The following is a 25,910-nucleotide window of genomic DNA, read 5'->3' on the forward strand; positions in this document are numbered from 1 at the left end:
ACCTCCGAATTATGTTATTTTATCAAATAAAAATAATCATTTTATCGAAAGTGCTTTTATTTATCTGTTCAATATTATAACTTCAGTTCCAAAGTCAGGCCTTTTTATTTTGGTTTTATTTCTTAGTGTTCTTAAGCATTAATGCCATTGCTAGACCGAATAGTTCAATCACAAAGAATGTAATGAAGACGACATGGAAACCACCCATTTGGGCGATTGCATGGCTCATTCCCTTAGCAATGTTGTTGTTCATTACGTTAGATAAAATCAAGGTAGCAACCAAGACACCGGTTGATCCAAGAATTTGTCTAAATGTTGAGATAACCGCAGTACCATCTGAGATTAAATCCTTTGGTAATGAGTTAGCACCCATTGTAACGGCCGGCATCATCACAAAGGCGTTTCCACCTTCGATGATTGCAGCAATTACCATCATTGGAACTAGCCCCAATGTGGCACCTGTAATGCTCAATACTAACCATCCGGCTAGAATCATGAACATCCCTGTTAGCATGGTTGATTTGAAACCAATCTTATCTGCTAACTTACCAGTTAGTGGGTTTAATAAACTCAACACAATGGCACCAGGAGCTAGTGCTAGACCAGAAACGGTCTTGCTTACTCCTAATACGTCTTGGTAGTAAAGTGGGAAAATGATTGTTACAACAATCAAAGCGATGTATGAAGCACCGGTTAAACCAACTGATAGGTCGTAGTTAAAGTCCTTCAATACTCTCAATTGTAGTAGTGGTTGATCCATCTTGAATTGACGAATTGCAAACATTGCAACCATTAAAATACTTACAACTAAGATGATAATGGCTTCAGTCAAATCAATGTTGGTCTTACCAATCATGTTAACCACGTATAGGATACCAATCAAACCAACTGATAGGATGACTGATGGGAAGTCTAGGTGACTTTCCTTTTGTGGCATGACATTCTTAATTGCAAATAGTGAAATCACAAATAGAACTGAAATGATAACGGCAAAGACGATAAATAATCCACGCCATGCTGAGAAGTGTAGAACGATTGCTGAAAGAATTGGACCACAAGCAAGTGCTGAACCCATGATTAGGCCAGCAAATCCCATGGTAGTCCCCCTTTTTTCTTCCGGTGTAATGTATAGCAACACTGATTGGTATGATGGGAATAAAATACCCACAGCAATTGCTTCCATTGCACGACCTAACATCATCACTGGGAAGTTAGGTGCAACTACTACAATCAAAGTTCCGATATCAAAAATTGCTAAAATCAATAAGAATAATTGCTTAAACTTAACATTGTTAAGTAACCATGGACTAACCGGCATCATGACACACATGATTAGCATAAATCCGGTAGTTAACCATTGAACAGTCGAAGCATCAATTCCAAATGAGCTCATTAAGGTAGGATAAGCAGTTGAAATTGATGATTGGCTCATTGACATTGTAAAACTACCCAAAAGTAATACAATGACGAACAAAAAACGATTGTATGGCTTACCATTTAAATCGTAATTCTTCAAAACCTTCATCTCCTAATTTAGAATCATTATAATTTAATACTTTTTCTATTTTATCGATTTAGGTTTAATAAGTAAACTATTTTGCTTTGCTTAATTTTCGTCGAACAAGAACCTAGCTATGATGTGATCAACGAAGATGTTGTGGTGCAAACGACTGTGTTGACCATTGACCCCGTTAACTGGGATTTCTTCGTAGTTCTTAGCACGTTTGCCAATCAAGTACTTCAATGATTTAGCTGAAGCAACTGAAACAACACCGTCTGAATCTTGTTTTGAATTATCGTTTCCGTAGATATTTAGTACCGATACATCCTTAGGGAAGTTCTTACAGTCATTTAATAGTGTTTGATATGATGGGAACCACTTGTTTGATTCTGAGTAAATCATTGGTTTACCTTGTGAATCAACATAGTTATCTGTTCCCATACTGCTTAATTTGATGACACCGTCGTATGGTCCGGCGATTGAAACAAACTTTTCTAGTTTTGGCATGTCTTCATCTTTATCGTACTTAGCAGCTGTATCTAAGATAGTAACGGCCCCGGTAGAGTGACCAACAGCGTTGTAGTACTTAAATCCATAGTGATCTCTTAGTCTCAATAGGATTTCGTGTAGCCAGCTAACTTGTTTATCAACTGGTGTGAACTTCTTTTGGAAAATAACTTGAATAATTGGCTTTCTGGTATTTAATTGAAGTTTTCCTTTGTAATCAATTTTTCCGTCCTTATCCACTAGGATGACTAATGAACGGTTACCTCCATCACGTGATGCAATTGTTGCCAAGTGATTGGTAGATCTTCGAGATCCTCCCAAACCGTGGACATACAATGTTGGTGTGTTTTGACCACCTCTAGATGATCGAGACATTAATAGGTTGTCACTTCTAATCGCGAAAAAAACTGCGAAAAATGCAACAATTAATGTCACAATAATCAAAATAATATTGGTCTTAGCTGTTTTACTCAAGATGATTCCCCTCTCTTTTCTTCTACTCTCTATCATACTAGAAAATCACAAAATTTACATCCATAATTATGTGCATTAATTAGCCAAATCTAGTAATTTGTAGTAGATTATAGGTATAGACTAAATATGAACGAATAAAGGAGAATTTATTTTGATTACACTTAAATCACCACGCGAAATCGAAATGATGGCCAAATCCGGTGAAGTCTTAGCTGGCGTTCACCTTGGCTTACGTGACATGATCAAACCAGGTCTAGATACTTGGGAAATCGAAGAATTTGCTGACAAATACATCACCGAACATGGTGCAAAGGCATCAGAAAAAGGTTTTGAAGGCTACAAGTTTGCTACTTGTGTTTCAGTTAACGACGAAGTAGCTCACGGAATTCCACGTAAGGGCCTAAAACTTAAAGATGGTGACATTGTTAAGGTTGATATGACCGTTAACAAGGATGGCTTTGAAAGTGACTCTTGCTGGACTTATGCAGTTGGAAACATTTCAGAAGAAGACCAAAAGCTAATGGACGTATGTAAGGAAGCTCTATACCGTGGTATCGACCAAGCCGTTGTTGGTAACCGTTTAGGTGATATTGGTTTTGCTTGCCAAGACTTCATTGAAAACCAAAACCACATGGGTGACGTTCGTGAACTAATCGGTCACGGAATTCAACCTACTATGCACGAGCAACCAAACGTTCCTGCATACGGTGAACCTGGTAAGGGTCTACGTCTAAAAGAAGGTATGACCATTACCATCGAACCAATGGTTAACCTAGGAACTTGGGAAATCACTGACAGATACGATGCTAAGGACGACTGGACTTACTACGTATCATCAGATGGTACTAACTCAGCTCAATACGAACACACCATTGCCATCACTAAAGATGGTCCAAAGATTCTAACCTCTCAAGGCGACGACATCGACGAAAAGTACAAACTATAATAAACAAAAAAGCCTCGTAAGATGATTCTTACGGGGCTTTTTATTTTGTTTGAATTAGTCCAAACCGTTAACACAGTGTTCAGGCTTTTCACCCTTTAGCACGTGGTTTACTTCACTACTTGCCATGTTGGAAATCTTAGTAAATGATTCTACTGAGAATCCTGAATTATGTGGAGTCATGAAGACGTTTGGTAGTTTTCTTAGTTCACTATCCATTGGAAGTGGTTCTTTTTCGAAGACGTCTAGACCTGCTCCGGCGATTTCACCAGACTTCAAGGCTTCAATCATGTCTTGTTCGTTAATCACTGCACCTCTGGCAAAGTTAACGATAAATGCTGAATTCTTCATCATCTTGAATGTGTCTTTATTAACAGAACCGATAGTTCCCTTCACTGCTGGTAGATGTAGTGAAACGAAATCAGAACGTTTAAATAGTTCATCCCATTCAACGAATTCACCGTATTCTGAAGTCTTAGGGCTTCTGTTCCAGATCAATGTCTTAACACCGAAACCTGAAAGCATCTTGGCAGCTTGTTGACCAATGTTTCCATAACCAACAATCCCAATTGTCTTACCCTTAATATCGTGTGATGGGTGATGGAATGCGTATGAGTCATCACCTTCATGCATTTTTTGAGAAACTGTGTATAGGTTCTTAGATAAAATTAAAATATCGGTAACGGCACATTCAGCAACCGCCACTTCGTTTCCACCAGGTGTATTGGTAACGTAAATTCCACGTTCCTTACAGTGGTTTAAATCGACATTATCGTATCCCACACCAAAACGTGCGATAACCTTTAGGTTAGGCATTTGGTCGATAGTGTCATTGCTTAATGGAGTCGCATTAATTACCATTCCATCAGCATCTTTGTGTTGAAGTAGAGAGTCTGCGTATTGATCTTCTAATTCCACTACTTCAAAGCCATAATCCCTAAGTGGTTCGCCTAAATAATGAGCAAATTCTTTAGGAATAATTACTTTTTTAGCCATTTTCTCTTCAACTCCTCATTTTTTATAACATATAAATATTATCACAAAAAAAGCCACTACATGGATTTTTTATATCCATTAGTGGCTTTTAGCGACTTTAATGTCTATTAATTGTGTTTTTTGGCCATAGGATTAATTTACCCTTAATGGCACTCCTTCGTTCAACAGTAACTGGTTTCTTCCCGCGACGTGGCGTCCATCTTGGATTTCTAATTACGGTAGGATCGTTTTTAATCATCTTAAAGACTGACATAATGATCAAGATGCAGACGAACATCAATGGGAACCCGGCTAAGGTACAGAAAGTTTGAACTGTCTCAAATCCCCCAACGACAACTAAACTGAATGAGAATAGGATAAATACAACTACCCAGGTCATTCTGTTAACACGACTAGGTTCTTTACCAGGACCAAGTGGCAAACTGGTAAATGAAGAAAGCACGAATGCTGATGATGAAATCGTGGTTGCCAAGAAGATGAAACAGGAAATAAAGTAAAATGCAAACATGACATACTTCATAGGTAAGGTTCCAAGAACGGCTGAAATAACAGCGGCTTGGCCTTGCGTATTTAAGATATGTGTTAAATTCAATGTTCCGGTCTTTTGTAGCCATAGTGAGTAACCACCAAAGACGGCATAAAAACTCATGCATCCCAAAGCACCATAGGTAAGCATCCCCATGACGATTTGTCTGATTGTGCGTCCCTTGGAAATCTTAGCAATGAATAGTCCCATGAATGGCATGTATGATAACCACCAACCCCAATAGAAAATGGTTTCTTGTTGGGCAATTCCGGGACGACCGTTTGGCACGGTATTCATACTCATTGGAATGAATTTTTGAATCAATAATCCGACACTGTTTGTTTCTGAATTTAGAATGTATACGGTTGGACCAACTAGCAAGACGATTGCTAGGAAAATAATAGCGGTCCAGATGTGGGCATTACTTAACTTATCAATTCCACCGTTTAGTCCCTTAAAGACGGTTAGTGCAAAGATAATGAATAATACCAAGAATAATCCTAGTTTCATATTTAGATTATCAGGAATTCCGGTTAAAGAACTTAAGACTTTGGAAATGATTGGAATTTCCAAACCTACGGAGGCTCCTACCCCTCCCATGATTCCAAATACTACTAGTAGGTTGACGATTTTTCTGGCAATGTTTTGCCAAAGTTTTTCACCATCTAAGATGGTAATCGCATCACTTAGAGATTGTATTTTGCGTTTCTTGTTATACATCATATAACCAATAGCAATCGTGGGTGCCGCGAACATCAACCAAGCCATTGGACCCCAATCGTATTGACCATACATGTGAGCTAAGTTGTAAGCAGTCACTGAGTATGGTTTAACAGATCCTTCTGGATGTTGAACGTATCTCAATGGGTCCACCATGCTAAGCATTAAAATACTTGCATCGATGGCGGTCGCAAAGACCATTGAACCCCATTGGAAGTTCTTGTACACCGGCTTATCCGTAGGTTCCCCTAAACGAATATTGCCATACTTTGATAACATCAAATATACAAAAAACAAGAAATTGATGATGTAAATCCACATGTAACCCCAACCCATATTGCTGGTTACCCAGTTCAATACGTTGTTTAGAAGTCCTTGTAGTGAAGAACCACCAATTATCAAAAATACTGAAACCCCTAAAAATAATACGACAGTAGGAATAAAGACGAGCTTGTCGATATTTTTACTTTTAAAAATAATAATCCTCCTCTGAGATTAAACACAAAAAGCTGCACAAATAAGTGATTCGTATATAACGAATGACCATCTGCACAGCTTTTCTAAGGTTATACAAATTAAATTCGAATTATTTTTGCATTTCAATTATATTATACACAAATAACAATTTATGTAAAATGTGGCCGCACGGGCGTTTGAAAAGCATATTTTAATTCCTATTTGACCGTTTTAATAACACGAGCTGGATTACCTACAATGACCACATTGTCGCCAAATGATTTGGTAACAACTGATCCAGCACCAACGACAACATTTTCACCCAATGTAACACCGGGCAATACAGTCACATGTCCTCCTAGCCAGCAATTATCACCGATGGTAATTGGTTTTCCCATTTCGACATCGGCCTTTCTTTGGTCTGGGTCCAATGGATGTACCGGTGTGTACAATCCAACGTCTGGACCAAAGTAACAATGATCTCCAATTGTGATTGGGCATGTGTCCAACAATGTTAAGTGGTAGTTGGCATAAAAGTCGTCTCCAACATGGATGTTGTATCCATAGTCGAATTCAACGCCGGTTTCAATCCATAGATTATTACCACTATCGCCAAGCAATTTAGCTAGTCGTTGGTTTTGTTCTTTATTATCTGATAGTGAATTAATGGCGCTTAACTCTTTTCTAACAACACTACGTCTTTGTTGTAACTCTTCGTCATATTGTTGATAAGGTTCTCCTGCCGTCATTTTTTCACGTTCTGTTTTCATATTTTGCCAGCTTTCATAACTTATTCAATTATTATTGTATCATATGAAATTATTTATCAAAAAAACCTAAATCACGAAGGCTCTTCTCAATGTCAGATACTGACTTATCTCTATCGATGTATTCCTTAACCGTTTTTGATTCAGCTGGTTTAACTGTCATATCGGGATTTTTTCCCTTTTTCTCAACGATTTTAGGCTCTTCGGTACGCTTCTTAATTGTTGAATGAACACTTGTCTTGTTTGGTTGATTTAATTTCATATCATCCATTTTTTCATTCAAAAGTTTATCAACAAAATTGTTTCCAGAGTTATCAGCATGACCCTTAGTCCATTTGAAGTTTAAGTGCTTAAATTGGCCTAGTAGTGCTGATAGTTGCATGAATTCATTTTTGTTTTTGATGACTGTTCCATCGCTTTTCTTCCAACCACGACGACGCCAAGAGTTTAGCCATCCCTTAGTGATTGAATCTAAGACGTACTTAGAGTCCAATATAGCGTCAATAGACTCGTTTTGCCATCCCTGGTCTATGATGTACTGCAAGGCGTTAACTAGCCCTAAGACTTCCATTTTATTGTTTGTAGCACCGAATTCACCATCAGAGGCATAATGCTTCTTACCGTCTTTGATAATTAAATATGCCCAGGCAGCCTTGTCGTCATCCTTAACGTGTTGGCCGAGCTTATTTCCATGGTTTCTAGAACCACCGTCACTATATAGTGTGATTGATCCACTCTTGGTCATCTTAGGCACAGACTTCTTAGCTGGTTTTGCTAATCCCATGTAGTCTTTGGCTTCTGATTGGGTCTTAAAACTTTTATATTCGGCGCCAGGAAAACCGTTAACTTGGTTCTTACATTCGTCCCAAGTGCTATATATACCAGGCTTTTTTCCTTTTCTTACTGCATAAAATTTACTAGCCATCTTTTTCTCCTTTTATGTACAAAAAAAGACCCAGAAAATCTGAGTCCAAAAGATTATTTAGCAGGCTTTGACTTCAAGAATTTTTGTAAGTCAGCAACTTCTTTTTGTTTCTTGTTACGCTTGTTGTTGTTGATTGGACGACGTCCTTGAACACCATTTGGATGACAAATTCTCACTAGAGACACCCCTTCCTGTTAACCATAAATTAATTAGTACCATTATAATATAAAGACGGTACCTAACGCAAATTAGAATTATTCACTCATTATTATATCGATATTGTTTACAATTTACAAGTTTGTGTTAAAATAACTTCAATTTAATAATAAGAGGTGGCAATTTTATGACAAATGATTTTCCCCAAGTTTTAACCATTGCAGGTTCAGACAGTGATGGAAGTGCAGGAATGCAAGCCGATTTACATACTTTCTTTATGCATCATACTTACGGTGCTTCCGTAATTACAGCGTGTGTTGCAGGTAACTCATTTGGTATTCATGACAGTGTCTCTATGCCAGTTTCATTCATCAACCAAGAATTCAAAGACTTAGCTGATGACTTTAAGATTTTAGCATCAAAAACAGGAATGTTAGCTGATGCTGAACTTATTCGTACCGTAGTTGAAAACTACAAGAAATACGATTTTGGTCCATTAGTTGTAGATCCTGTTATCATGACTAAACATGGCGCTATGTTACTTGAACAAGCCGCTTACGACACTTTGAAGGAAGAATTAATTCCTTTAGCCACAGTCTTGACCCCTAATTTCTACGAAGCACAAAAGTTAGCTGATATGGAAATTAACTCAGACGAAGACACCAAGGTTGCCGCCAAAAAGCTTCGCGAATTAGGCGCTAAAAACGTTATTATTAAAGGTAAACACGTCGCTGGTGAAACAGACGTCGTTAAAGATTACGTCCTATTAGAATCTGGAGAAGACTTCTGGATTGAAGGACCTTACTACCATACAGAACATAAGAATGGTACTGGTGATTCTCTATCAGCAGCCATCACATCTGAAATTGCTAAAGGCACTTCCATCGCCGATGCTATCAGAATTGCTGACGACTATGTCGACAAGGCAATCAAGAACGAAATTTCAGTCGCTCACAAATTCGGTCCAATTAACCACTGGGCTCAATAAAAAAAGAGGACTCGCATAAGCGAGTCTTTTTTATTACCATTTATCGGGACTCCACATTCTACCGTCCAATTCATCTTGGGCTTGTTGGAGTCTTTTTTGTTGTTCTTTATTAATATCTTTAATCCCATCTAAAAAGGATAATAATTTAAAACTAGTTTCATCTTTTTTTAGTTCTTCGATTTGTTGGTCCAACCATTCGTTTTGACTAGCCATTATTCATCATCCTCCTTCTTGATTAGATCAATTTCCCATTTTAATTCGTCCAATTGGTCGTAGTTGGATTGAAGATAATCGATTAAGATATCCATTCTATTTTGTTTGTCATCATCTAAGGATGCCTTTAAAACGGTTAATTGTTTGATGTACCATTTTTGAAAACTGGCAAAGCTATCAAAGTTATCATTGGTCAAATAACTGCGGTAATCAATTAATAGCTTTTGCTTTTGCGCATCAGTCATGTAGGCAAATTGTGAAATTACAAATGGTTTCAAGAATTTCATTTGACCACCTTGGGCGATTGCTTGGTATGGTTTCAACAATTCAGAGATACTAAAACCTTCCCTGCCACCAACTTGGTAGTCCTTGATTGGGTCACCCAATGTGGTAATGATGCCCATTTCTTTACCCTTCAAAACGCCCTCTTGTTCAAAAGCGATGAAGTTCTTGGTAAAGACATCGTCTTCATACTTCTTCATCAAGGCTGGTGCACTGTACCAATACATTGGAAATTGAAATAAAATGCGATCGTATTGTGCTAATCTTTGTTGTTCTTGTTCTTTATCAAAAGTAAAGTCTGTTTGGATATTATCTAAAACGACCCAATCCACATTTTCAATATCAGACTGACATTGTTTTAAGAATGCTTCGGTCATTGAATTATCATATTCAGGATGTGATACTAACACCAAAGTTTTCATATTCGTTCCCTCGTTTCTTTAATAACACTATTTTAAATGATTTAGCGCAAAATTTACACTATAACGAATTTACGTATATTTCAGATTAAAAGATTGTAATTGTTCGTATATTTTAAAATTATTTTTTAAAAATTTTTTCGTTATTTTTTAAGAATTTAGGGTGTGATAATGCTTAAAAACGCCTTTATATCAATAGTTTATACACGATGTATATTATTAAAAATAAATAAAATTATTATTCTGATATTAGTTGACATCACCCCCTATTTCGGGTATATTATTACCAATGTGTTACATAGTTTCGATTGTTAAGGTTACTTGTTTTATAGTTTTATGAAATGACCCCTTGATTCAGGCTTTTGATACATTAAGATTTTATAACGCACGATATGTGCAAGGAGGTTTCATATTATGAAACAAGGTACTGTTAAATGGTTCAACGCTGATAAAGGTTACGGTTTTATCACTACTGAAGACGGTGACGTATTCGTTCACTTCTCAGCTATCAACAAAGAAGGTTTCAAGACTCTAGAAGAAGGCGAAAAGGTTACATTGGACGTTGAAGACGGCGACCGTGGACCACAAGCTGCTAACGTTACTCCTGCATAAGGATAACCTCTTAGTTAACTTTTAGTTTAAAAAGAGATCAAAAACACCCGAGATTTTCTCGGGTGTTTTTTTATTGTCTCGAAATAAAAAACTCCCTATCGATTACGATAGGAAGTTAGTTAATCTTGAAATGCATGTACTTAGAAACGAAGATTACCAATGATTGAATTGGTTCCTTCATTCCGTCCTCAGTCCAAGTAATAATGATTTCTGTTAATCCACCGGCAATCAATGAAACTAACATCTTGGAAGATTCTTCTCTGGTTTCCAAAACGTTTTCATCAATTAAGTCGGAAATGTAGTATTTTAGTCGTTCTAATAAGATCATGGATAAATCATTTTTCATAATCATTTCCATCATGTCTTGATCCTCTTTGACAAGTTCGAAGAAGATGGTCGCGATATCGGTTAGATTGTGTGACTGACTTGATGCTAAACGTTGGATGAACGTGGTAAATGAGCTATCAAATCTGTAAATAATGATATCTTTTTTATTATGAAAATTTCGATAATACGTCATTCGTGAAACATCAGCTTGTGCACAGATATCTTTCACATTAATTTCATCAAATGGCGTGGTCTTAAGTAGTTCGAACATTCCATTAACAATTTTATTCTTTGTTGCAAATTTATCTCTCATAAACTTTTGCCTCACTTCAGTATATTTATGAATATATACGAAATCGGGTTTAAATGCAAGTTAAGTCGCCCTTCTTTACTTTTGATAAATTATCAAAGCATAATTTTTAACAAATAGAAACATTAGAATTATAATGTAATTGAGCTTTAAAAATAAGGAGGAAATTTATTATGGCAATGACTGCTGAACAAAAAGTAAACGATAGAGAAAGAGTATTGGACACACCAATGAACAAGGAATTCGATTGGTCAGATGATACTACACCTGTTCGTGATGCTTTATGGAATCACTACATGGAAGAAGATGGCAAGGACACCATGGCTACTGAAGCTAAGATGCACCCTTACCTAGACATGTCTAATGATGAAGTAGCAGCAAACGCTGAAAAGATTCTAAAGAAGTAAGCATTTGCTATTAATTTCGACGCTTAACAAAGCTCAACTTACTTATTAATAAGCTCAACTGGTTATAACAACGCCACAAAAAAGACTTGATATTAATCAAGTCTTTTTTTAGCTTCATTTAATTGTTCATCGCTTAGGACTTCACTGGTAAATCTTTGCAATGGTGTAAATTCATGACGATCCTTGAACTTCACAGGTTCGTAGTCGACAACTGCCACTAGCATGTTGTTTTCAGTTAGAAACAACTGACCGACGCCTTTGAATTTACCCTTGGTATGCTTCCCGGTTCGCCAATCGTGAAGTTTAAATTCACCCTTGTCGTCCTTCTTAATTACATATTGGCCTGATTGATCTTCATCAACCACGACACCAATATATCGATTTACTTCATATTTACCCTTCATATCAATCACCTTTCTTATACTTTACCATAATTACACTGCTATATGTGATATCATTAAGTTACTTAATTCACTTTAGGAGATGATCGTTATTCGATCTGTTAATACATTAAAAACAAGAATTATAGCACTAATCTTTGGGCTATTATTAAACGCCTTCGGAAATGCCCTTACAATTGTATCCGGCTGTGGTTCCGGTATCTGGACCGCCGCATGTGTAAACATCCATCAATTGTTTGGCGTCGACGTTGGAATTATGATTTTTACATTTGGAATCATCAATGCTTTGACCAATCAAATCTTGATTAAACACATTGATGTCTTACGTTTTATTGAAGAAGTCATCTTTATCATCTTCTTCAGTTCATTCATTCAAATCTTTACCAACTACTTTGAATCACTAGGTTGGAATCATCTATCACTATTCATTAGGGTGCCAATGGCATTGATTGGGGTTTGCTGCTTCTGTACAGCCATCTCACTATACCAACGTGCCAACATCTTCATGCATCCCAACGATGATACAACCAACATTCTTCGTTTTGATTACTTAAACGGTAGTGCCATCAAGTCTCAACTATTGGACTTCGCACCACCTATCACAATCATTTTAATCTGTGCGATTTTCTTACACCGTATCTACTCTGTAAGCATCGGGACTTTGTTCTCAATCGCATTTAACGGTATCTTGATTCAAACCGCTGACAAGTACGTTTTCCCATCTCTAAAGCATAACGAAAACATTAATACCCAAATTCAAAAACATTTTGAAAAATAAAAAAGAAGCGTTTCTTTACGAAGCGCTTCTTTTTATATGCTTTTTCCATCTTAGAATTAGATAAATCATAATTCCTGCAATCAATCCCATCCAGCTAAATACGGTAACCCATAGTAAAGCTAATAAGATTGGTGTTGCATGATAGTAAATTTCAAGTTTATTATGACCAGGCTTTGAGTTAACGATTACACTACCGATTTGAGTTTGTTTAACATTGCTAATGTGCTTACCGTTTAAAATCAGTTTGGTATCGTCATACTTAAAGATTGGTAATTGCATTGTCTTGTTGTCGTCTGAGTCATTATCCCAAGTTAACAATAAGTGACCATTACGTTTGATTGTCTTTGTGACCTCACCCTTATAGTTGATGATTTGATCACCGTAGTTACCATATGGATGATAATCAAAGTAGTTATAAGCAGTCATCTTGTATTGAACCGGTAAGTAGTCCGGAGTGGCCTTCGTTAACATCTTAAGAACGGCACCAGTATCATGAGATGACAAACTATCTCTGATGGAGTTGGTGTCCGTTGTTTGATAATGAAGGTTGTAGTCATTTTGAACCACCTTAGGTGAGAAGAAGTGATGCACTCCCTTTCTCACTGGTCCACCCGCATTGTAGATAATGAAGAAGGTTAAAATCAACAATGCGTAGTTCTTAAATGCATTGACCCATTGCTTTTTAGAAGTATCATTAATCATGATTCCGGCACAAATTAATAACAAAATAAACGGAATCACAACAAAACGTCGTGGCATTTGAATTAGGTAAGAAATACTTGGAAACTTCTTATCTAGTGGTCCCCATGGAAATAACACTGATGAAATCCACATGAAGAATAATCCGGTAGTAAAGATAATCTTTCTAGATGAGCTAATCTTTTTAAAGTTAATCACAAAGTAAATTGCCACGATAATAAAACCAACTGAATAAATTGGTGGCAATACAAAGACATTCTTGCCAAACAATGCCACCGAATCCTCGTACATATCCAGTTGTGGAGCCACCCCTAATGCATGGTTGGTGAATGAAATTTGCATCATTCCATACCAGACATTGGCGGTCAAACATAATGTTAATAAAACTGACAACATAGCATTCCGCCACATTTTCAGTTTTTCTTTACTATGAATCACACCATATATAAACATTGGAACTAGAGCCAATGCACCAGTTAGACTGCTCAACATGTGTGTTTGCAACAAAATTGACATTGGAATTGCTAGTTTTAATACGTTGATAGATTTGTAATCAATCATGTCAAAACCAGCCGCTAATAGCCAAGGTAATAAAGCAGCTCCCCATCCGGTAAATTGCATTCCTACAACCCATCCCATAATCAAATAAGATGACATGTAAGCAATACCGACAAAGACTGCGTATATTTTCTTAATATTAGTCCTAATTGCAAGGTTATACATTGTCATTCCACTGACGCATAACGTTAACAACGAAGTGACAATCTGGTATCTAACCCAATTGCCAGTAATCAACAAAATTAATCCATTAAAATAAGCCGCTAATGGGCCATATAATGCATTAATAATCCTCCCTGACTGTTGGTATCCGTAAATGGATATGAAGTAACTCAAATGGCCAGTTTTTAGTTGCATTGCCGCATCATAGAACCGATTCATATGAAAAATAGAGTCAACCCCTAAAATATATGATCCGGTTACGATTTGCGGCAACATAATTAACACGGCAACCAGAAAGATTGTCATGTATGGCCAAAACTTAATCGCTTTTTTCATCGATATTCTTCCTTAAAAAATAATTTACAAATTCAATATTAACATATAAAAAAGAAGCGAACCTTAAAATCAGTCCGCTTCTTAGTATAATATCAATATTTTTTAAACTTCGCTATGTTTATCAATCGTTAATTTACGATGTGACTTTTGTAAAATGAAAATTGCTAAAATAACTAATACTGCACCCACAATTTCAATAAAACTAATTGAAATTTGGAAGAAAATAATACTTAGAATAAATGTAACTACTGGTTGAGTTGCATCAACTAAACTAACAACTTCTGATGGTGCGAAATTCAAAGCATGTAGCAATAGCATGAATGGAAGAATCGTTCCAAATAGAATAATTCCACCAACTCCGAAAACGATACCAGTAGTTAAATGTGGCATGTTTATCCAGATTGGTTGTTTTAGGTTAAAGATAATACCCGCAATTAGCGTTCCCCAACCTAGAATTACCATTGGTGAGCTTTGACCAACGATAGGACGTGGTAGCACAACGTAAAGTGCAGCAGTTACACCAGATAAAATCCCCCAAATTAATGATTCAGGCGTAATTGAAAGAGATGAGAAATCACCCTTAGTTAGAGATAGTACAACTCCCGCCAAAGCGATTACGAAAACCATAATATCAATTGGTAATGGCTTTCTGTGTTGGAATACAATTGATCCCAATAGAATAAATAGTGGTGCTAGATATTGCAAAATAGTTGAAGCATTTGCGTTACCGGTTTGTACACTCATGTAGAAAGTGTATAGGTTAGCACCTAGACCAAATATACCGTAAGCAACAATGCAAATAAATGATTTCCATGACTTAAAGACATTGAAAATGTGTCCTTTATAAACAATTGCAGAAATAACTAACAACACAATTCCAGAAATCATGGTTCTAGTTGATAGGAACCAGTTAGCTTCCAAATGTTCTGTTTGAGATACAAATTGCAAAATCGTACCAGAAACACCCCAAAGTGCTGAAGCTAAAAAAGCCCAGAAGATACCTTTCATGACATTAGTCTCTAAAAGGCCTGTTTCGTTTTCCATATTTTCACCCCATATAAAGCTATAATTCCAACAGATGTAAACTCTTCTTACTTGAAACCTATAATAAAAAGATATCACAAGTGAGAAAACTTGAAAATAGAAAAAGACTATTTATACGAAATAATGCGTAAAAATAGTCTTTTTTAGACGTTCTATCTAATATCTGGATCCTTCTTATCTCTCTTTTGATGAGATCTTTGTAAGAAGTAAATTGACACGATAATAATGATTGCACCAAGTGCTTCAATTGGTGTTGGAATTAAGTGGAATACAATCATACTTAGGATGATTGTAACAACTGGTTCAACGGCATCAACAATACTTGACACTTCTGATGGAGCAAACTTTAAACTGTATAGAACAGCAGAGAAAGCAAAGATAGTACCTACTAAGATAACTCCACCGATACCTAAAACAATACCTGGTGTAATCTTAGGAGCATCTGACCAGAATGGGTGATAAGCGTTAAAACCAATACCAGCAATCAAAGTACCCCAACCTAGAACAACAAATGGTGAATTTTCTTTTGTTAGTGGCTTTGGAACTGAGTAGTATACGGCAGCTGAAACAGCTGAAAGTAAACCAAAAATAACGGCAGTCAATGGAACAGATAGTTCACCAATGTGACCGTTAGTAATAATCAAGAACACCCCTACTAAAGCTAACAAGAATGAAATTACATCAGCCTTTAGAGGTTTCTTCTTCATAAAAATCAATCCATATAGCACAATAAAGATTGGTGCTAAGTATTGTAGGATTGTGGCAGTAGCAGCATTACCTTCTTGAATACTTACATAAAATGTTGACATGTTAACTGCTAAACCAAAAATTGCATAGATGAATAATCTAGTGATCGATTCTTTTGACTTCCAAACATCAAAAACATGTTTACCAACGTGAATTGAACCGATAGCTAACAATAAAATACCTGCAAATAATGTACGAACTGAAATGAACCATTGTGTAGGAACTGCTTCGTTTTTAGCGACAAATTGCATGATAACTCCTGAGAAACCCCATAGGGTTGAAGCCATCGCAGACCAGAAAATACCTTTCATGACGTTTTCAGTCGTTGTATGTTGTTTTTCCATTTTTAAAACTCCCCGTTTATTCATAATAACGAAATTGTTATTAAGATTTGTTTGATTGGCTATGGTTAATTCCATAACCGAAATAAATACATAATCCGCCAGCAAACCAAATAATTGCTAAAATCCATGTATCAAGTGGCAATTGAATTAATAAATAAATACATGCTACCGCTGATACAATTGGTAAGACTGGATATAATGGAACTTTGAATCCATCATTTTTTATATCTTTACGTTTTCTTAGATATAATATTCCAATTGACATGAACGTAAAGGCAATCAAAGTCCCAATATTAACTAAACTAGCTAGTTTATCTAGTGAAAAGATCCCACCCATCACTGCTATCACAATCGTTACGAAGATAACACTGTGGACTGGAACATTTTTCTTTGTGTCTATTTTACTCAATTTTTTAGGTAAAAGTCCATCACGACCAATGGAATAAATCAGACGTGAACTACTAAATACCATGTTTACCATCATAGTAAACATACCTGCTAACGCACCCAATGAAATTAAAATTCCAAGTTTGTCCAAGTGAATCATTTGTAGTGCAAATGTTACTGGATCCGAAACGTTTAATTTTGAATAAGGTACAATTCCTGTAAGAATAATTGAGACTAATATGTACAAGATTGTACAAATGATTAATGTACCAATAATACCGATTGGCATTGTCTTTTTAGGGTTCTTTACTTCACCTGCTGAGGCTGCAATAACATCAAAACCTAAGTAAGCAAAGAACACTAAGGAAGCCCCCTTGAAAACCCCACTAACACCAAATGGCATAAATGGATTCCAATTAGTTGGCTTAACAAAAAATGCCCCGGCAACTACAAAGACAATAATGATTGCAATTTTGACTATCACCATTATGTCATTTAAACGTGTGGATGATTTAACACCCCTGGTTAAGATCCATGAAATCAATAACACTATTAGAATCGCTATCAAATTAACATATGTGCCGTGATTCGGATCATAGTTAGCTGATAGTGCCTTTGGCATGTGGAGTCCGAAGTTAGCCAGTAATGATTGCAAATAAGCTGACCAGCTTGATGCAACAGTTGCTACTGAAAGCATGTATTCAAGAATCAAACCCCATCCGATAATCCATCCAGTAATTTCTCCGAAGATAACGTTACCGAATGTGTATGCACTTCCTGCAACCGGTAATGCTGATGAAAATTCAGCATAACACATTGCACAAAGTGAACATACGATTGTCGCAATTACGAATGAGAGGATAATTCCGGGCCCCGCAGTTGTTGCTGCAACTGTTCCTGGTATTACGAAAATTCCAGCACCAATAACAGCACCGATTCCCATCATGATTAAATCTTTAGTGTCGATAGTTCTTTGTAAATTTTGATCCCTATCGATGAACTTAGCCAATGATGTCTTACGATTCACCTTAGACAGAATATTCATAAAAATCCCCCTTTTTACATGAATAAATAAAAACCGCACTAGTTTCCTAACTAGTGCGGTAAAAAAGCACTAGAAAGAATAACTGTTTACCAGCCATTTTTCTAGTGCTTCCGAAGTTTTCATAGCGAAATAATCTCTTCTACGTACTATACTAAACAGCTAGTTCAGATTAAAGAAGAAATTATTATTATCTTGTTTTATTGTCAGAATACAACAAGTAGCCATGATTGAACCTCCAATTTTCATTCGTTCATTTATTTGTAATAATCTTACCGAAAATGTATGAAGAATGCAAGTTTTTTTATTTATTATTAGCTTTTCTTTCCTTTAATTCGGCGTTTAATGATTCCAAACGTTTATTAAGAATCAATTGGACTTGTTGATTTTTTCTCATATTATCGTTAGTCTTCTTAATTAATTCTTCAATCTCAGTATTAGTGTAACCAGACATCTGTTTTTGCATAATATAAGTATCTTGGTAAGCACTGCTTACGATATCGTAACCACGTTTTCCCAAACTAACTAATCCACCAGCTGCATCATGTAGACTAGGTCTTTGACTAAAGTGATCAATATGAGTCATTAGTTCACGACTAACAGTGTTGTTCCAGAAGCTAATCAATGAACCAGCAAAGAATGCTGTAAAGATGGTCATGATTCCAAATGGTCCTGAAACAATAATGGCAACAAGCATAAAGATAATATCTTGAGCACTTCTCACTTTTCTGTACTCAATATGTGTTTTTTCAGAAATGATTGGTGCCAGTGCATCATAAGGAGATACACCTAATTTAGTTGCCATATAGATTGAAGTACCTAATGTAAAAACTAAAATACCAACAATTGCATCGAAAACCATCATAGGAATGCTAATTTTACCAGGAAAAATCATCGAGTAAAAAGTACTGAAATATTCAATTTCATATCCTACTAATACCATGTTAAAAATGGTTCCTAATCCGATTTGTTTTCGATCAAAAATTAAAACAATAACGAATAATGCTAAGTTAGCAAATAATTGAAATGACCCCAATGAAGTCCCCAATTTATTTGCCATCCCTGCATTCATTGCGGTGAATGGGTCAATACCGACATGTCCTGAGCGCATAAAGGCGGCACCTAAAGCAATTAAGGTAACCCCTATTAATGACATAATCGCACGTAAAAAGAAGTCTAGCGGCTTATTAATCACGTTTTTTGAGTTATCGTATGAAATGTTTTCCATAATTTTATACCTTCTTAATGTTTATTATTTCAATTATGATTGCGCTTTCATTATAACTCTTTTATAGTTCCAAATGAAATGATTTATACCAAAAAAGAGACGATGGAAAATCCATCGTCTCTCATTCGTATTATTTTCATCTATTCTTTATCGTCAGATTGACCATAAGTCAATTTGATCAATGCTGAGATTAGCATTGGGATGATAAATACTAGGATGATTAATCCAACAATTACCCCAATAGCAACTTGAATTAGAGTTAATACTCCTGATGGCATTAGAGCCGCAAAAGTACCACCTAAAATGATAGCTGCTGAGATAACTACCGTACCGATAACGGCACAGGCATGTTGAATTTGTTTTTCAGCTGTAGCGTCAACGCTACCGAATTCACGGTATTTCATCATCAAGAAGATACTGTAATCAACACCCAATGCGATTAGCATTACGAATGTGAAGAATGGTGTGTTCCAAGTTAGGAACTTTTCACCTAATACAGCAGAGCTAATTAGCTTAGTGATGCTTAGTGATGAAATGTAAGCAATGATTAGAGTACCTAAGATGTAGAATGGTTGAAGAATTGATCTGGTAATAACCATTAATGCAATCATAATTCCGATTACCATGATAACCGCAGTTCTCAAGAAGTCAGAACTTGCGATGTGGTGAGTATCAGAAGTAGTTGCGGTTTGACCACCAATTGCAACCACACTGTGATCTAATGAGGTACCTGAGATATTGTTGTATACCTTGGTTTGTAGGTTATCAACTTGGTTCATTGCACTTTCAGAGTTAGGGTCTTTATCTAAAACGACAGTGATCTTAGCGGTTTTCTTATCTTCTGATAGATAAGTGTTAACTGAACGCTTGAATGTGTCACTCTTTAGGACGCTTTCTGGAATGTTGAATGAATCAGAAGCTTGTGAGTTTGATAGAGAACTTAGGTAAGAATTAGCACTACCCATTCCCTTTTCGATTTTATCTAGACCAACGCCAGCCTTCTTTAGCTTAGCTTGTGTTTCTTTCAATTGAGCGGCTAATGCCTTGGCATTGTCACCAATACCTTGGGTATTTGAAGCAATGCCTTGTAGTTGTGATTGTAAACCACTCATTAGTGTTTGTTGCTTAGTTGCGCTTTGTTGTAACAATGCACCTACAATTTGTAGTTGTGCTTGGCTTAGTGGTTGACCCACTGAGGCCATCTTTTGTTGTAGTTGAGTCAATACAGCTTGACCATTGGTATTACCAGTTTGACTACTCATTGCTTGAATATTCTTTAGGTATTGACCAATTGTCATTGCTGAAGAACCAATGTCTTCCAATGGAGTAGCGTTGAATGATGAGTTCTTAGTACCTTGTTTGATGGTGCTAATACCCTTCTTAGCTGTCTTCATCTTGGAATTTAGTGTTTCTAGTTGGTCGTTTACGTAAAGTTGGTTAATTGGCATCCCACTTGGTTGAGTGACTGATGCCACAGTCTTTACGCCTGATTGTTTACCCAATTGTTGGGTTAGTCGATCAATTTCATTCAAGTCTTTTTCGTTATTTAGCTTGTGGTCGGACTTAATGTAGATAGTTGAAGGTTCAGCAGTACCCTTTGAGAAGTGCTTTTGAACAGTCAATAGTCCTTGTTTAGCAGGAACATTATTTTGTAGTTCCACACTGTTGTCGTAGTTTAGGTTGTTCTTGTAAGTAGCCATGAATGGAACATTTACAACAAGTACCAAGACGATAGCAGGAATTGCCCACTTGGTTGACTTGTTTGATAAGAAGCTCCATAGCTTGTTTTCACCTTCACCATCGAAGTTCTTTGATGGCCAGAAGATGTTCTTACCTAGAACTGACATGAAGAATGGGTTCAATGTTACCAATACAAGTAGTAATACGGCAACACCGACAGCCACACCAACGGCTGATTGGTAAATTGAGAACTTAGCTAGTGCTAATGTTGCAAAACCAATCAATACTGATGTTCCTGAGTATAGGATGGTCTTTCCGGCAACTTTTCTTGCGTCGATAGTTGCTTGAATTTGATCCTTACCCCTACTCAATTCTTCCTTAAATTGGTTGTATAACAAGATGTTGTAATCAGTACCAATACCGAATAGTACAACCACCATGAATACACGAGTGAAGTTTGAAAGTGGGAAACCGAAGTATTGAACAAGGTTCATCACGATGCTCAATGATACGATGAATGAGACACCCACAGTCAATAGTGATACCAATGGCACAATTGGTGATCTAAATACAATAATCAATACGATTAGGATAAAGACAGCGGCGATAACTTCAGTCTTTTGAATTCCTTCTTGTGTAGAAACTCTAAAGTCATCGTTTAGGATATCCCCACCTGTAACGTAAGTTTTAACTCCTGAGGTCTTAACAGCATCTTTAAGTTGGTTGTTAACACTTTGGATTGAACGCTTCTTGGTTACGTTTAATTGCACAATTTCAGTGGTCTTATCCTTTGAAATTAATTGCTTCTTAGTTGCGTCGTTATCAAATGGCGCTGTTACACCCTTGATACCATATTCGGACTTGTTATCCTTTAATTTTTGAATTGTAGCATCGATTTTCTTTTGGTCACTTGAAGTGATCTTACTATTACCATTATTGAAAACAACAACTGTATCCATGGTATTGCTAATACCATGACCCCAATGCTTTTGAATGGTTTCAGCGACTTGACTTTGTGAAGTAGCCGGAATCTTAGTTTGGCCCTTTTGTGCTACTAAGTTAGACATGTTTGGTAAGAAGACTACACTTAGGATTACTACAACCAGCCATGCAATCAAGCTACCAGTATACTTCTTAATAAACTTTGGCATTTGAATTCTCCTCCTTATTTTTTGATGTTAATTAAATCTTGAGGCGCTGTTCTTTGCGTCGTTTTAATGATTTCAGCGATTTCACTAGGAGACTCTGGATGTTCTTTGCTCATCCAATAAACAACAATACTCATCAACCTATCCAAAATGATTTCCATCACATAATCTTTGGGAATTCCTGGATGGAATTCGATTTCAGAAGGTGCAGCATGAAATGATTCAACAATTACTTCTTTAAACATCTTCTTAATCTTGCCGATTAAATATGGATCACCGTCTGGGCATAGCAATGCAGACAATAACTTGGAATTTTGGTAAAAGTAATCAAGTGTCTTAATTACTAATTCAGATGGAGTATTTTCACTATTTTCAGAAAACGCCTTTAATTCTTCTGGAACAATAGCATTTAAAATATCTTGAATTTCACCTAATAAACGTGTTTCTGTCTTTGACAATAAATCAAACTTATCTAAATAATGAATGTAAAACGTACCACGACCAATTCCGGCTGTTCTGGTTAAGTCAGTAACATTTAAATTATTGAAACCCTTAGTGTGAATCAATTCAATTAAGGCTTCAGTAATTTGGGACTTGGTTTGGATCGTTCTACGATCTTGTTTAACCATACCTTCGTCTCCCCTCAAAAATCACTTTATCTAATAATTCAATTACATTATAAAAACAACGTGCTGAGAAAGTCAACACGTTGTTCATTATCTTTTTTATTTTTATTCGTTTTTATTTCCTAAAGCCAGGATAAACACAGTACTTAGCACCAAAATTCCCCCAATGACTTCTGCACCATTAAATGATGTATTAAGGAAAATGACGGCACCAATGGTTGCTGATAGCGGTTCAAACGTATCTAACATCCCTGCAACAGTAGGTGAAATGAATTTCAAACTGTTGATGAAACAAATAAATGACATCATCGTTCCAAAGAAGACGATAAATCCGACCCCTAATACAGTTCCTAAGGTTAGTTTAGGCACATCCACCCAGAAAGGATGAACGATGGTAAAGATGACTCCACCGACTAGCATTGCCCATCCGACAACGACTAGTGTTGAAAAACGTTTCAATAGGTTTACCGGTAGCATCGTTTGAATGGATCCCGCTAACGCTAACAATAGTCCGGCAGTTAATGCTGGCGTGGAGATTGCTAACTGGGTTAGATGTCCCTTAGTTACCAATAACCATGTTCCGATTAGTGCAACCAACACGGCGGTTGCTTCGTACTTATTAGGCAACTGATGATAAAAGATGGCGGTAAAGATAACAATCAGTACCGTTCCCAAACTTTGTAGCACTGTTGCAGTTCCGGCATTACTTAGGTTAACTGTCACTAGGTATAAGTATTGCACAGCAGCTAGACCAAATACGGCATAGGCGGCAAACACACCCAGATTCTTTGGTTTCTTCCAAAGATCCATTACTGGTTCTTTTTTTACAAAGTTAGTGAATAGTAAAATCACAATTCCTGAAATTCCCATCTTAATTCCCATTAACCATTCAGGTGATAGATGATTATCTTGGAATAAAAATTGTGATACTGGACCTTGAATCCCCCAAAGAATCGCCCCGGTCACGGCAAGAATTCCACCGATTAATCTCTTTTGCGCTTGTGTCTTATTTTCCAATCCAATTCTCCATTTCTCTAGTTGTTTAATACCATTATAGGACAAAAGAAAAAGCGTTGTCATTAAAGACAACGCTTTTTTCTGAATAGTTAGTGTATAACTAGTCTTTGTAGTTAGCAGGAGAATCGTCCCACTTATCAACAGTATCTGTCATTTGTCCGGTAGTGTGCCATTCAAAGTCTGGGTACCATAAACTACGCTTTTGCTTGTCGATACCTTCAATGGTCTTCATGTCATCTTCTGATAACTTGAAGTCAAAGATATCTGAGTTTTGAATAATTCTTTCTTCATGTGATGACTTAGGAATAGTTACTACACCTTTTTGCCAGTCCCAACGAAGAATTACTTGAGCAACTGACTTGTTGTACTTGTCAGCAATCTTCTTGATTTCTTCGTTAGATAAGGCTTCCCCACCACCAAGTGGTGACCATGCTTCTAGTTGAATACCGGCATGATTATTGAATTCTAGGATATCCTTTTCTTGGTTAACTGGATTGAATTCCATTTGGTTAACGGCAGGAACGATATCACTGTGGTCTAGTAGATTTTGCAATCTTTCGTTATCGAAGTTTGAAATACCGATAGCTCTAATCTTACCTTGACGGTAAAGTTCTTCCATTGCCTTCCAAGTATCAATGTACTTGCCATCAACTGGCCAGTGCATTAAGTATAGGTCAATGTAAGTTAAGTCTAGACGTTTTAGTGTACCATTTAAGGCATTGATTGTACTTTCATAACCTTGATCACCGTTGAATAACTTAGTTGTGATAAATAAGTCTTTACGGTTTTGTCCGGTTGCAGCTAAACCTTCTTTAATTCCTTCACCAACACCAGTTTCGTTACCATATTGCTTTGCAGTATCAATTAAATGGTAACCCTTGATGATTGATTCTTTAACTGATTCTTTAGCACTTGTATTATCTGTCTTCCAAACACCTAATCCAAGACGTGGCATTTCAACGCCATTGTTTAGAGTGGTTGTTTCTTCAAGTCCTTCTAATCTGTTCATAGAAAATTCAGCCTCCTATTTCTTAAGTTCAACTTCATGGTAAAGCCCATAGATTTGATTTTCAAGAAAAAAGAAATGATTATAATCAAATATAATTAAATATTAATCTTCATAACCGTGTGGGTGTTTTTGAGTCCAAGTCCATGCACTAGCGATGATGTCTTCAACGTTGTCATGTTGAGGTTTCCATCCTAGTACTTCACGAGCCTTAGTTGAGTCAGCAACTAGTGTACTTGGGTCACCCGCTCTTCTTGGTGCGTCTTCGGCAGGAATTTCCTTGCCAGTCACCTTACGAGCGGTTTCTAGCATTTCTCTGTTTGAGAAACCAGTTGATGAACCTAGGTTAAATGCTTCTGAGTCTCCGCCCTTCATCAATCTGTCTAGGGCTAGGATATGAGCATCAGCTAAATCGACAACGTGAACGTAGTCACGGACGTTAGTACCATCTTTGGTTGGATAGTCAGTACCAAAGATTTGTAGCTTATCACGAGTGCCTTGAGCAACTTGTAGAATAATTGGGATTAAGTGCGTTTCTGGACCATGGTCTTCACCAATTGATCCATCCATCTTAGCACCACCAACGTTGAAGTAACGTAGTGCAGTGTACTTGATGCCATAGGCAACGTCAGCCCACTTCATCATCTTTTCCATCATTAGCTTACTTTCACCATAAGGATTGGTAGGTACTTGAGAATCAGTTTCCTTAACTGGAATGCTTTCAGGTTCTCCGTAAGTAGCAGCAGTAGAAGAGAAGATAATGTTGTTAACGTTGTGTCTTTGCATTGCTTCTAGTAGAGTAATCATTCCACCAGTGTTGTTATCGAAATACTTCAATGGTTTTTCCATTGATTCTGGAACGATAGAATTAGCGGCAAAATGGATAATCCCATCAATCTTTTCGTTGTTAAAGATTTTGTCTAGGAAGTCAGCATCTCTGATGTCTCCTTCGTAGAACTTTGCGTTTTTGTTGACACTAGCTAAGTGTCCAGTTGCTAGGTTATCTGCAACGACAACATCGTAGCCTTTTTCAATTAAACGATCTACGGTGTGAGAACCGATGTAGCCGGCTCCACCTGGTACTAAAATTGCCATATAAGAATGCTCCTTTTAAATTACTTATATTATCATTATCAAACAGGAACCTTAAAAATTCAATAAATTCCAGAAAAAAAGAC

Annotated in this window: 26 protein-coding genes; 5 read left to right on the forward strand and 21 right to left on the reverse strand. The window is 36.7% G+C overall.

Annotation, left to right across the window (positions count from 1 at the left end):
- Positions 1–115 precede the first annotated feature (115 nt).
- Positions 116–1,516 (reverse strand): MFS transporter, encoded by a 1,401-nt coding sequence (locus tag RZ78_RS05940; protein ID WP_414827037.1) that lies wholly within the window; start codon positions 1,514–1,516, stop codon positions 116–118.
- A gap of 90 nt (positions 1,517–1,606) precedes the next feature.
- Positions 1,607–2,482: an alpha/beta hydrolase gene (locus tag RZ78_RS05945; RefSeq protein ID WP_054608423.1), complete on the reverse strand. Its 876-nt coding sequence runs from the start codon at positions 2,480–2,482 to the stop codon at positions 1,607–1,609.
- A gap of 151 nt (positions 2,483–2,633) precedes the next feature.
- On the opposite strand from RZ78_RS05945, the gene map reads away from it, so the two are divergent.
- On the forward strand, positions 2,634–3,428 hold the full coding sequence (gene map / locus RZ78_RS05950) for a type I methionyl aminopeptidase (protein ID WP_054608424.1): 795 nt from the start codon (positions 2,634–2,636) through the stop codon (positions 3,426–3,428).
- 54 nt (positions 3,429–3,482) lie between these two features.
- Here the strand turns inward: map and RZ78_RS05955 are convergent, their stop codons facing one another.
- From RZ78_RS05955 to RZ78_RS07590, 5 genes are all read right to left on the reverse strand, one after another.
- A complete protein-coding gene (locus tag RZ78_RS05955) occupies positions 3,483–4,421 on the reverse strand; it encodes a phosphoglycerate dehydrogenase (protein WP_034532572.1) in 939 nt (312 codons plus the stop codon).
- 97 nt (positions 4,422–4,518) lie between these two features.
- Complete coding sequence (locus tag RZ78_RS05960; RefSeq protein ID WP_054608425.1) at positions 4,519–6,108, reverse strand: BCCT family transporter; 1,590 nt, start codon at positions 6,106–6,108, stop codon at positions 4,519–4,521.
- Between the two features lie 233 nt (positions 6,109–6,341).
- Positions 6,342–6,893 carry a sugar O-acetyltransferase gene (locus RZ78_RS05965; protein WP_054608426.1) on the reverse strand — a complete coding sequence of 184 codons (552 nt, stop codon included), beginning with the start codon at positions 6,891–6,893 and terminating at the stop codon, positions 6,342–6,344.
- Between the two features lie 49 nt (positions 6,894–6,942).
- Positions 6,943–7,815 carry a ribonuclease H family protein gene (locus RZ78_RS05970; RefSeq protein ID WP_081006926.1) on the reverse strand — a complete coding sequence of 291 codons (873 nt, stop codon included), beginning with the start codon at positions 7,813–7,815 and terminating at the stop codon, positions 6,943–6,945.
- Between the two features lie 53 nt (positions 7,816–7,868).
- Positions 7,869–7,991 carry a hypothetical protein gene (locus tag RZ78_RS07590; RefSeq protein WP_257719910.1) on the reverse strand — a complete coding sequence of 41 codons (123 nt, stop codon included), beginning with the start codon at positions 7,989–7,991 and terminating at the stop codon, positions 7,869–7,871.
- A gap of 167 nt (positions 7,992–8,158) precedes the next feature.
- On the opposite strand from RZ78_RS07590, the gene thiD reads away from it, so the two are divergent.
- Entirely contained in the window at positions 8,159–8,959 is an 801-nt protein-coding gene (gene thiD / locus RZ78_RS05975; protein ID WP_034532569.1) for a bifunctional hydroxymethylpyrimidine kinase/phosphomethylpyrimidine kinase, read from the forward strand.
- Positions 8,960–8,992: 33 nt separating this feature from the next.
- On the opposite strand, the gene RZ78_RS05980 is transcribed toward thiD, so the two are convergent.
- Both RZ78_RS05980 and RZ78_RS05985 read right to left on the reverse strand, forming a co-directional pair.
- Complete coding sequence (locus tag RZ78_RS05980) at positions 8,993–9,172, reverse strand: hypothetical protein (RefSeq protein WP_034530555.1); 180 nt, start codon at positions 9,170–9,172, stop codon at positions 8,993–8,995.
- A complete protein-coding gene (locus tag RZ78_RS05985) occupies positions 9,172–9,876 on the reverse strand; it encodes an NAD(P)H-dependent oxidoreductase (protein ID WP_054608427.1) in 705 nt (234 codons plus the stop codon). The genes RZ78_RS05980 and RZ78_RS05985 overlap by 1 nt, the downstream gene beginning before the upstream one ends.
- 411 nt (positions 9,877–10,287) lie before the next feature.
- Here RZ78_RS05985 and RZ78_RS05990 point away from each other — a divergent pair, with 411 nt between their 5' ends.
- On the forward strand, positions 10,288–10,485 hold the full coding sequence (locus RZ78_RS05990) for a cold-shock protein (RefSeq protein ID WP_034530568.1): 198 nt from the start codon (positions 10,288–10,290) through the stop codon (positions 10,483–10,485).
- A 115-nt stretch (positions 10,486–10,600) separates the two neighbouring features.
- Here RZ78_RS05990 and RZ78_RS05995 read toward each other — a convergent pair whose 3' ends face one another.
- Positions 10,601–11,125, reverse strand: a complete 525-nt coding sequence (locus tag RZ78_RS05995; protein ID WP_034530570.1) for a TetR/AcrR family transcriptional regulator — start codon at positions 11,123–11,125, stop codon at positions 10,601–10,603.
- 176 nt (positions 11,126–11,301) lie between these two features.
- Here RZ78_RS05995 and RZ78_RS06000 point away from each other — a divergent pair, with 176 nt between their 5' ends.
- Positions 11,302–11,529, forward strand: a complete 228-nt coding sequence (locus RZ78_RS06000; RefSeq protein ID WP_054608453.1) for a hypothetical protein — start codon at positions 11,302–11,304, stop codon at positions 11,527–11,529.
- Between the two features lie 92 nt (positions 11,530–11,621).
- On the opposite strand, the gene RZ78_RS06005 is transcribed toward RZ78_RS06000, so the two are convergent.
- A complete protein-coding gene (locus RZ78_RS06005; RefSeq protein ID WP_053792037.1) occupies positions 11,622–11,933 on the reverse strand; it encodes a DUF7671 family protein in 312 nt (103 codons plus the stop codon).
- 79 nt (positions 11,934–12,012) lie between these two features.
- Here RZ78_RS06005 and RZ78_RS06010 point away from each other — a divergent pair, with 79 nt between their 5' ends.
- Positions 12,013–12,708, forward strand: a complete 696-nt coding sequence (locus tag RZ78_RS06010; RefSeq protein WP_237756988.1) for a hypothetical protein — start codon at positions 12,013–12,015, stop codon at positions 12,706–12,708.
- A gap of 15 nt (positions 12,709–12,723) precedes the next feature.
- On the opposite strand, the gene RZ78_RS06015 is transcribed toward RZ78_RS06010, so the two are convergent.
- From RZ78_RS06015 to galE, 10 genes are all read right to left on the reverse strand, one after another.
- Complete coding sequence (locus tag RZ78_RS06015) at positions 12,724–14,463, reverse strand: hypothetical protein (protein ID WP_054608428.1); 1,740 nt, start codon at positions 14,461–14,463, stop codon at positions 12,724–12,726.
- 102 nt (positions 14,464–14,565) lie between these two features.
- Positions 14,566–15,507 carry a DMT family transporter gene (locus tag RZ78_RS06020; RefSeq protein ID WP_053795802.1) on the reverse strand — a complete coding sequence of 314 codons (942 nt, stop codon included), beginning with the start codon at positions 15,505–15,507 and terminating at the stop codon, positions 14,566–14,568.
- Positions 15,508–15,659: 152 nt separating this feature from the next.
- Positions 15,660–16,598 carry a DMT family transporter gene (locus RZ78_RS06025; RefSeq protein WP_081006927.1) on the reverse strand — a complete coding sequence of 313 codons (939 nt, stop codon included), beginning with the start codon at positions 16,596–16,598 and terminating at the stop codon, positions 15,660–15,662.
- Positions 16,599–16,638: 40 nt separating this feature from the next.
- Positions 16,639–18,030, reverse strand: coding sequence for an amino acid permease (locus RZ78_RS06030; protein ID WP_054608429.1), 1,392 nt, complete (start codon positions 18,028–18,030; stop codon positions 16,639–16,641).
- Positions 18,031–18,331: 301 nt separating this feature from the next.
- Complete coding sequence (locus RZ78_RS06035; RefSeq protein WP_081006928.1) at positions 18,332–19,255, reverse strand: YczE/YyaS/YitT family protein; 924 nt, start codon at positions 19,253–19,255, stop codon at positions 18,332–18,334.
- Positions 19,256–19,395: 140 nt separating this feature from the next.
- Positions 19,396–22,086 (reverse strand): MMPL family transporter, encoded by a 2,691-nt coding sequence (locus RZ78_RS06040; RefSeq protein WP_054608430.1) that lies wholly within the window; start codon positions 22,084–22,086, stop codon positions 19,396–19,398.
- 14 nt (positions 22,087–22,100) lie between these two features.
- Entirely contained in the window at positions 22,101–22,712 is a 612-nt protein-coding gene (locus RZ78_RS06045; protein WP_034532431.1) for a TetR/AcrR family transcriptional regulator, read from the reverse strand.
- Between the two features lie 102 nt (positions 22,713–22,814).
- A complete protein-coding gene (locus RZ78_RS06050; protein WP_054608431.1) occupies positions 22,815–23,726 on the reverse strand; it encodes a DMT family transporter in 912 nt (303 codons plus the stop codon).
- Between the two features lie 100 nt (positions 23,727–23,826).
- Positions 23,827–24,735 (reverse strand): aldo/keto reductase, encoded by a 909-nt coding sequence (locus tag RZ78_RS06055; protein WP_054608432.1) that lies wholly within the window; start codon positions 24,733–24,735, stop codon positions 23,827–23,829.
- Between the two features lie 102 nt (positions 24,736–24,837).
- The gene (gene galE, locus RZ78_RS06060; RefSeq protein ID WP_054608433.1) at positions 24,838–25,827 is read right to left on the reverse strand and encodes a UDP-glucose 4-epimerase GalE; all 990 of its coding nucleotides are present in this window, start codon (positions 25,825–25,827) and stop codon (positions 24,838–24,840) included.
- Positions 25,828–25,910: the final 83 nt, after the last annotated feature.

This window comes from Apilactobacillus kunkeei, assembly GCF_001308195.1.
Classification (GTDB): domain Bacteria; phylum Bacillota; class Bacilli; order Lactobacillales; family Lactobacillaceae; genus Apilactobacillus; species Apilactobacillus kunkeei_C.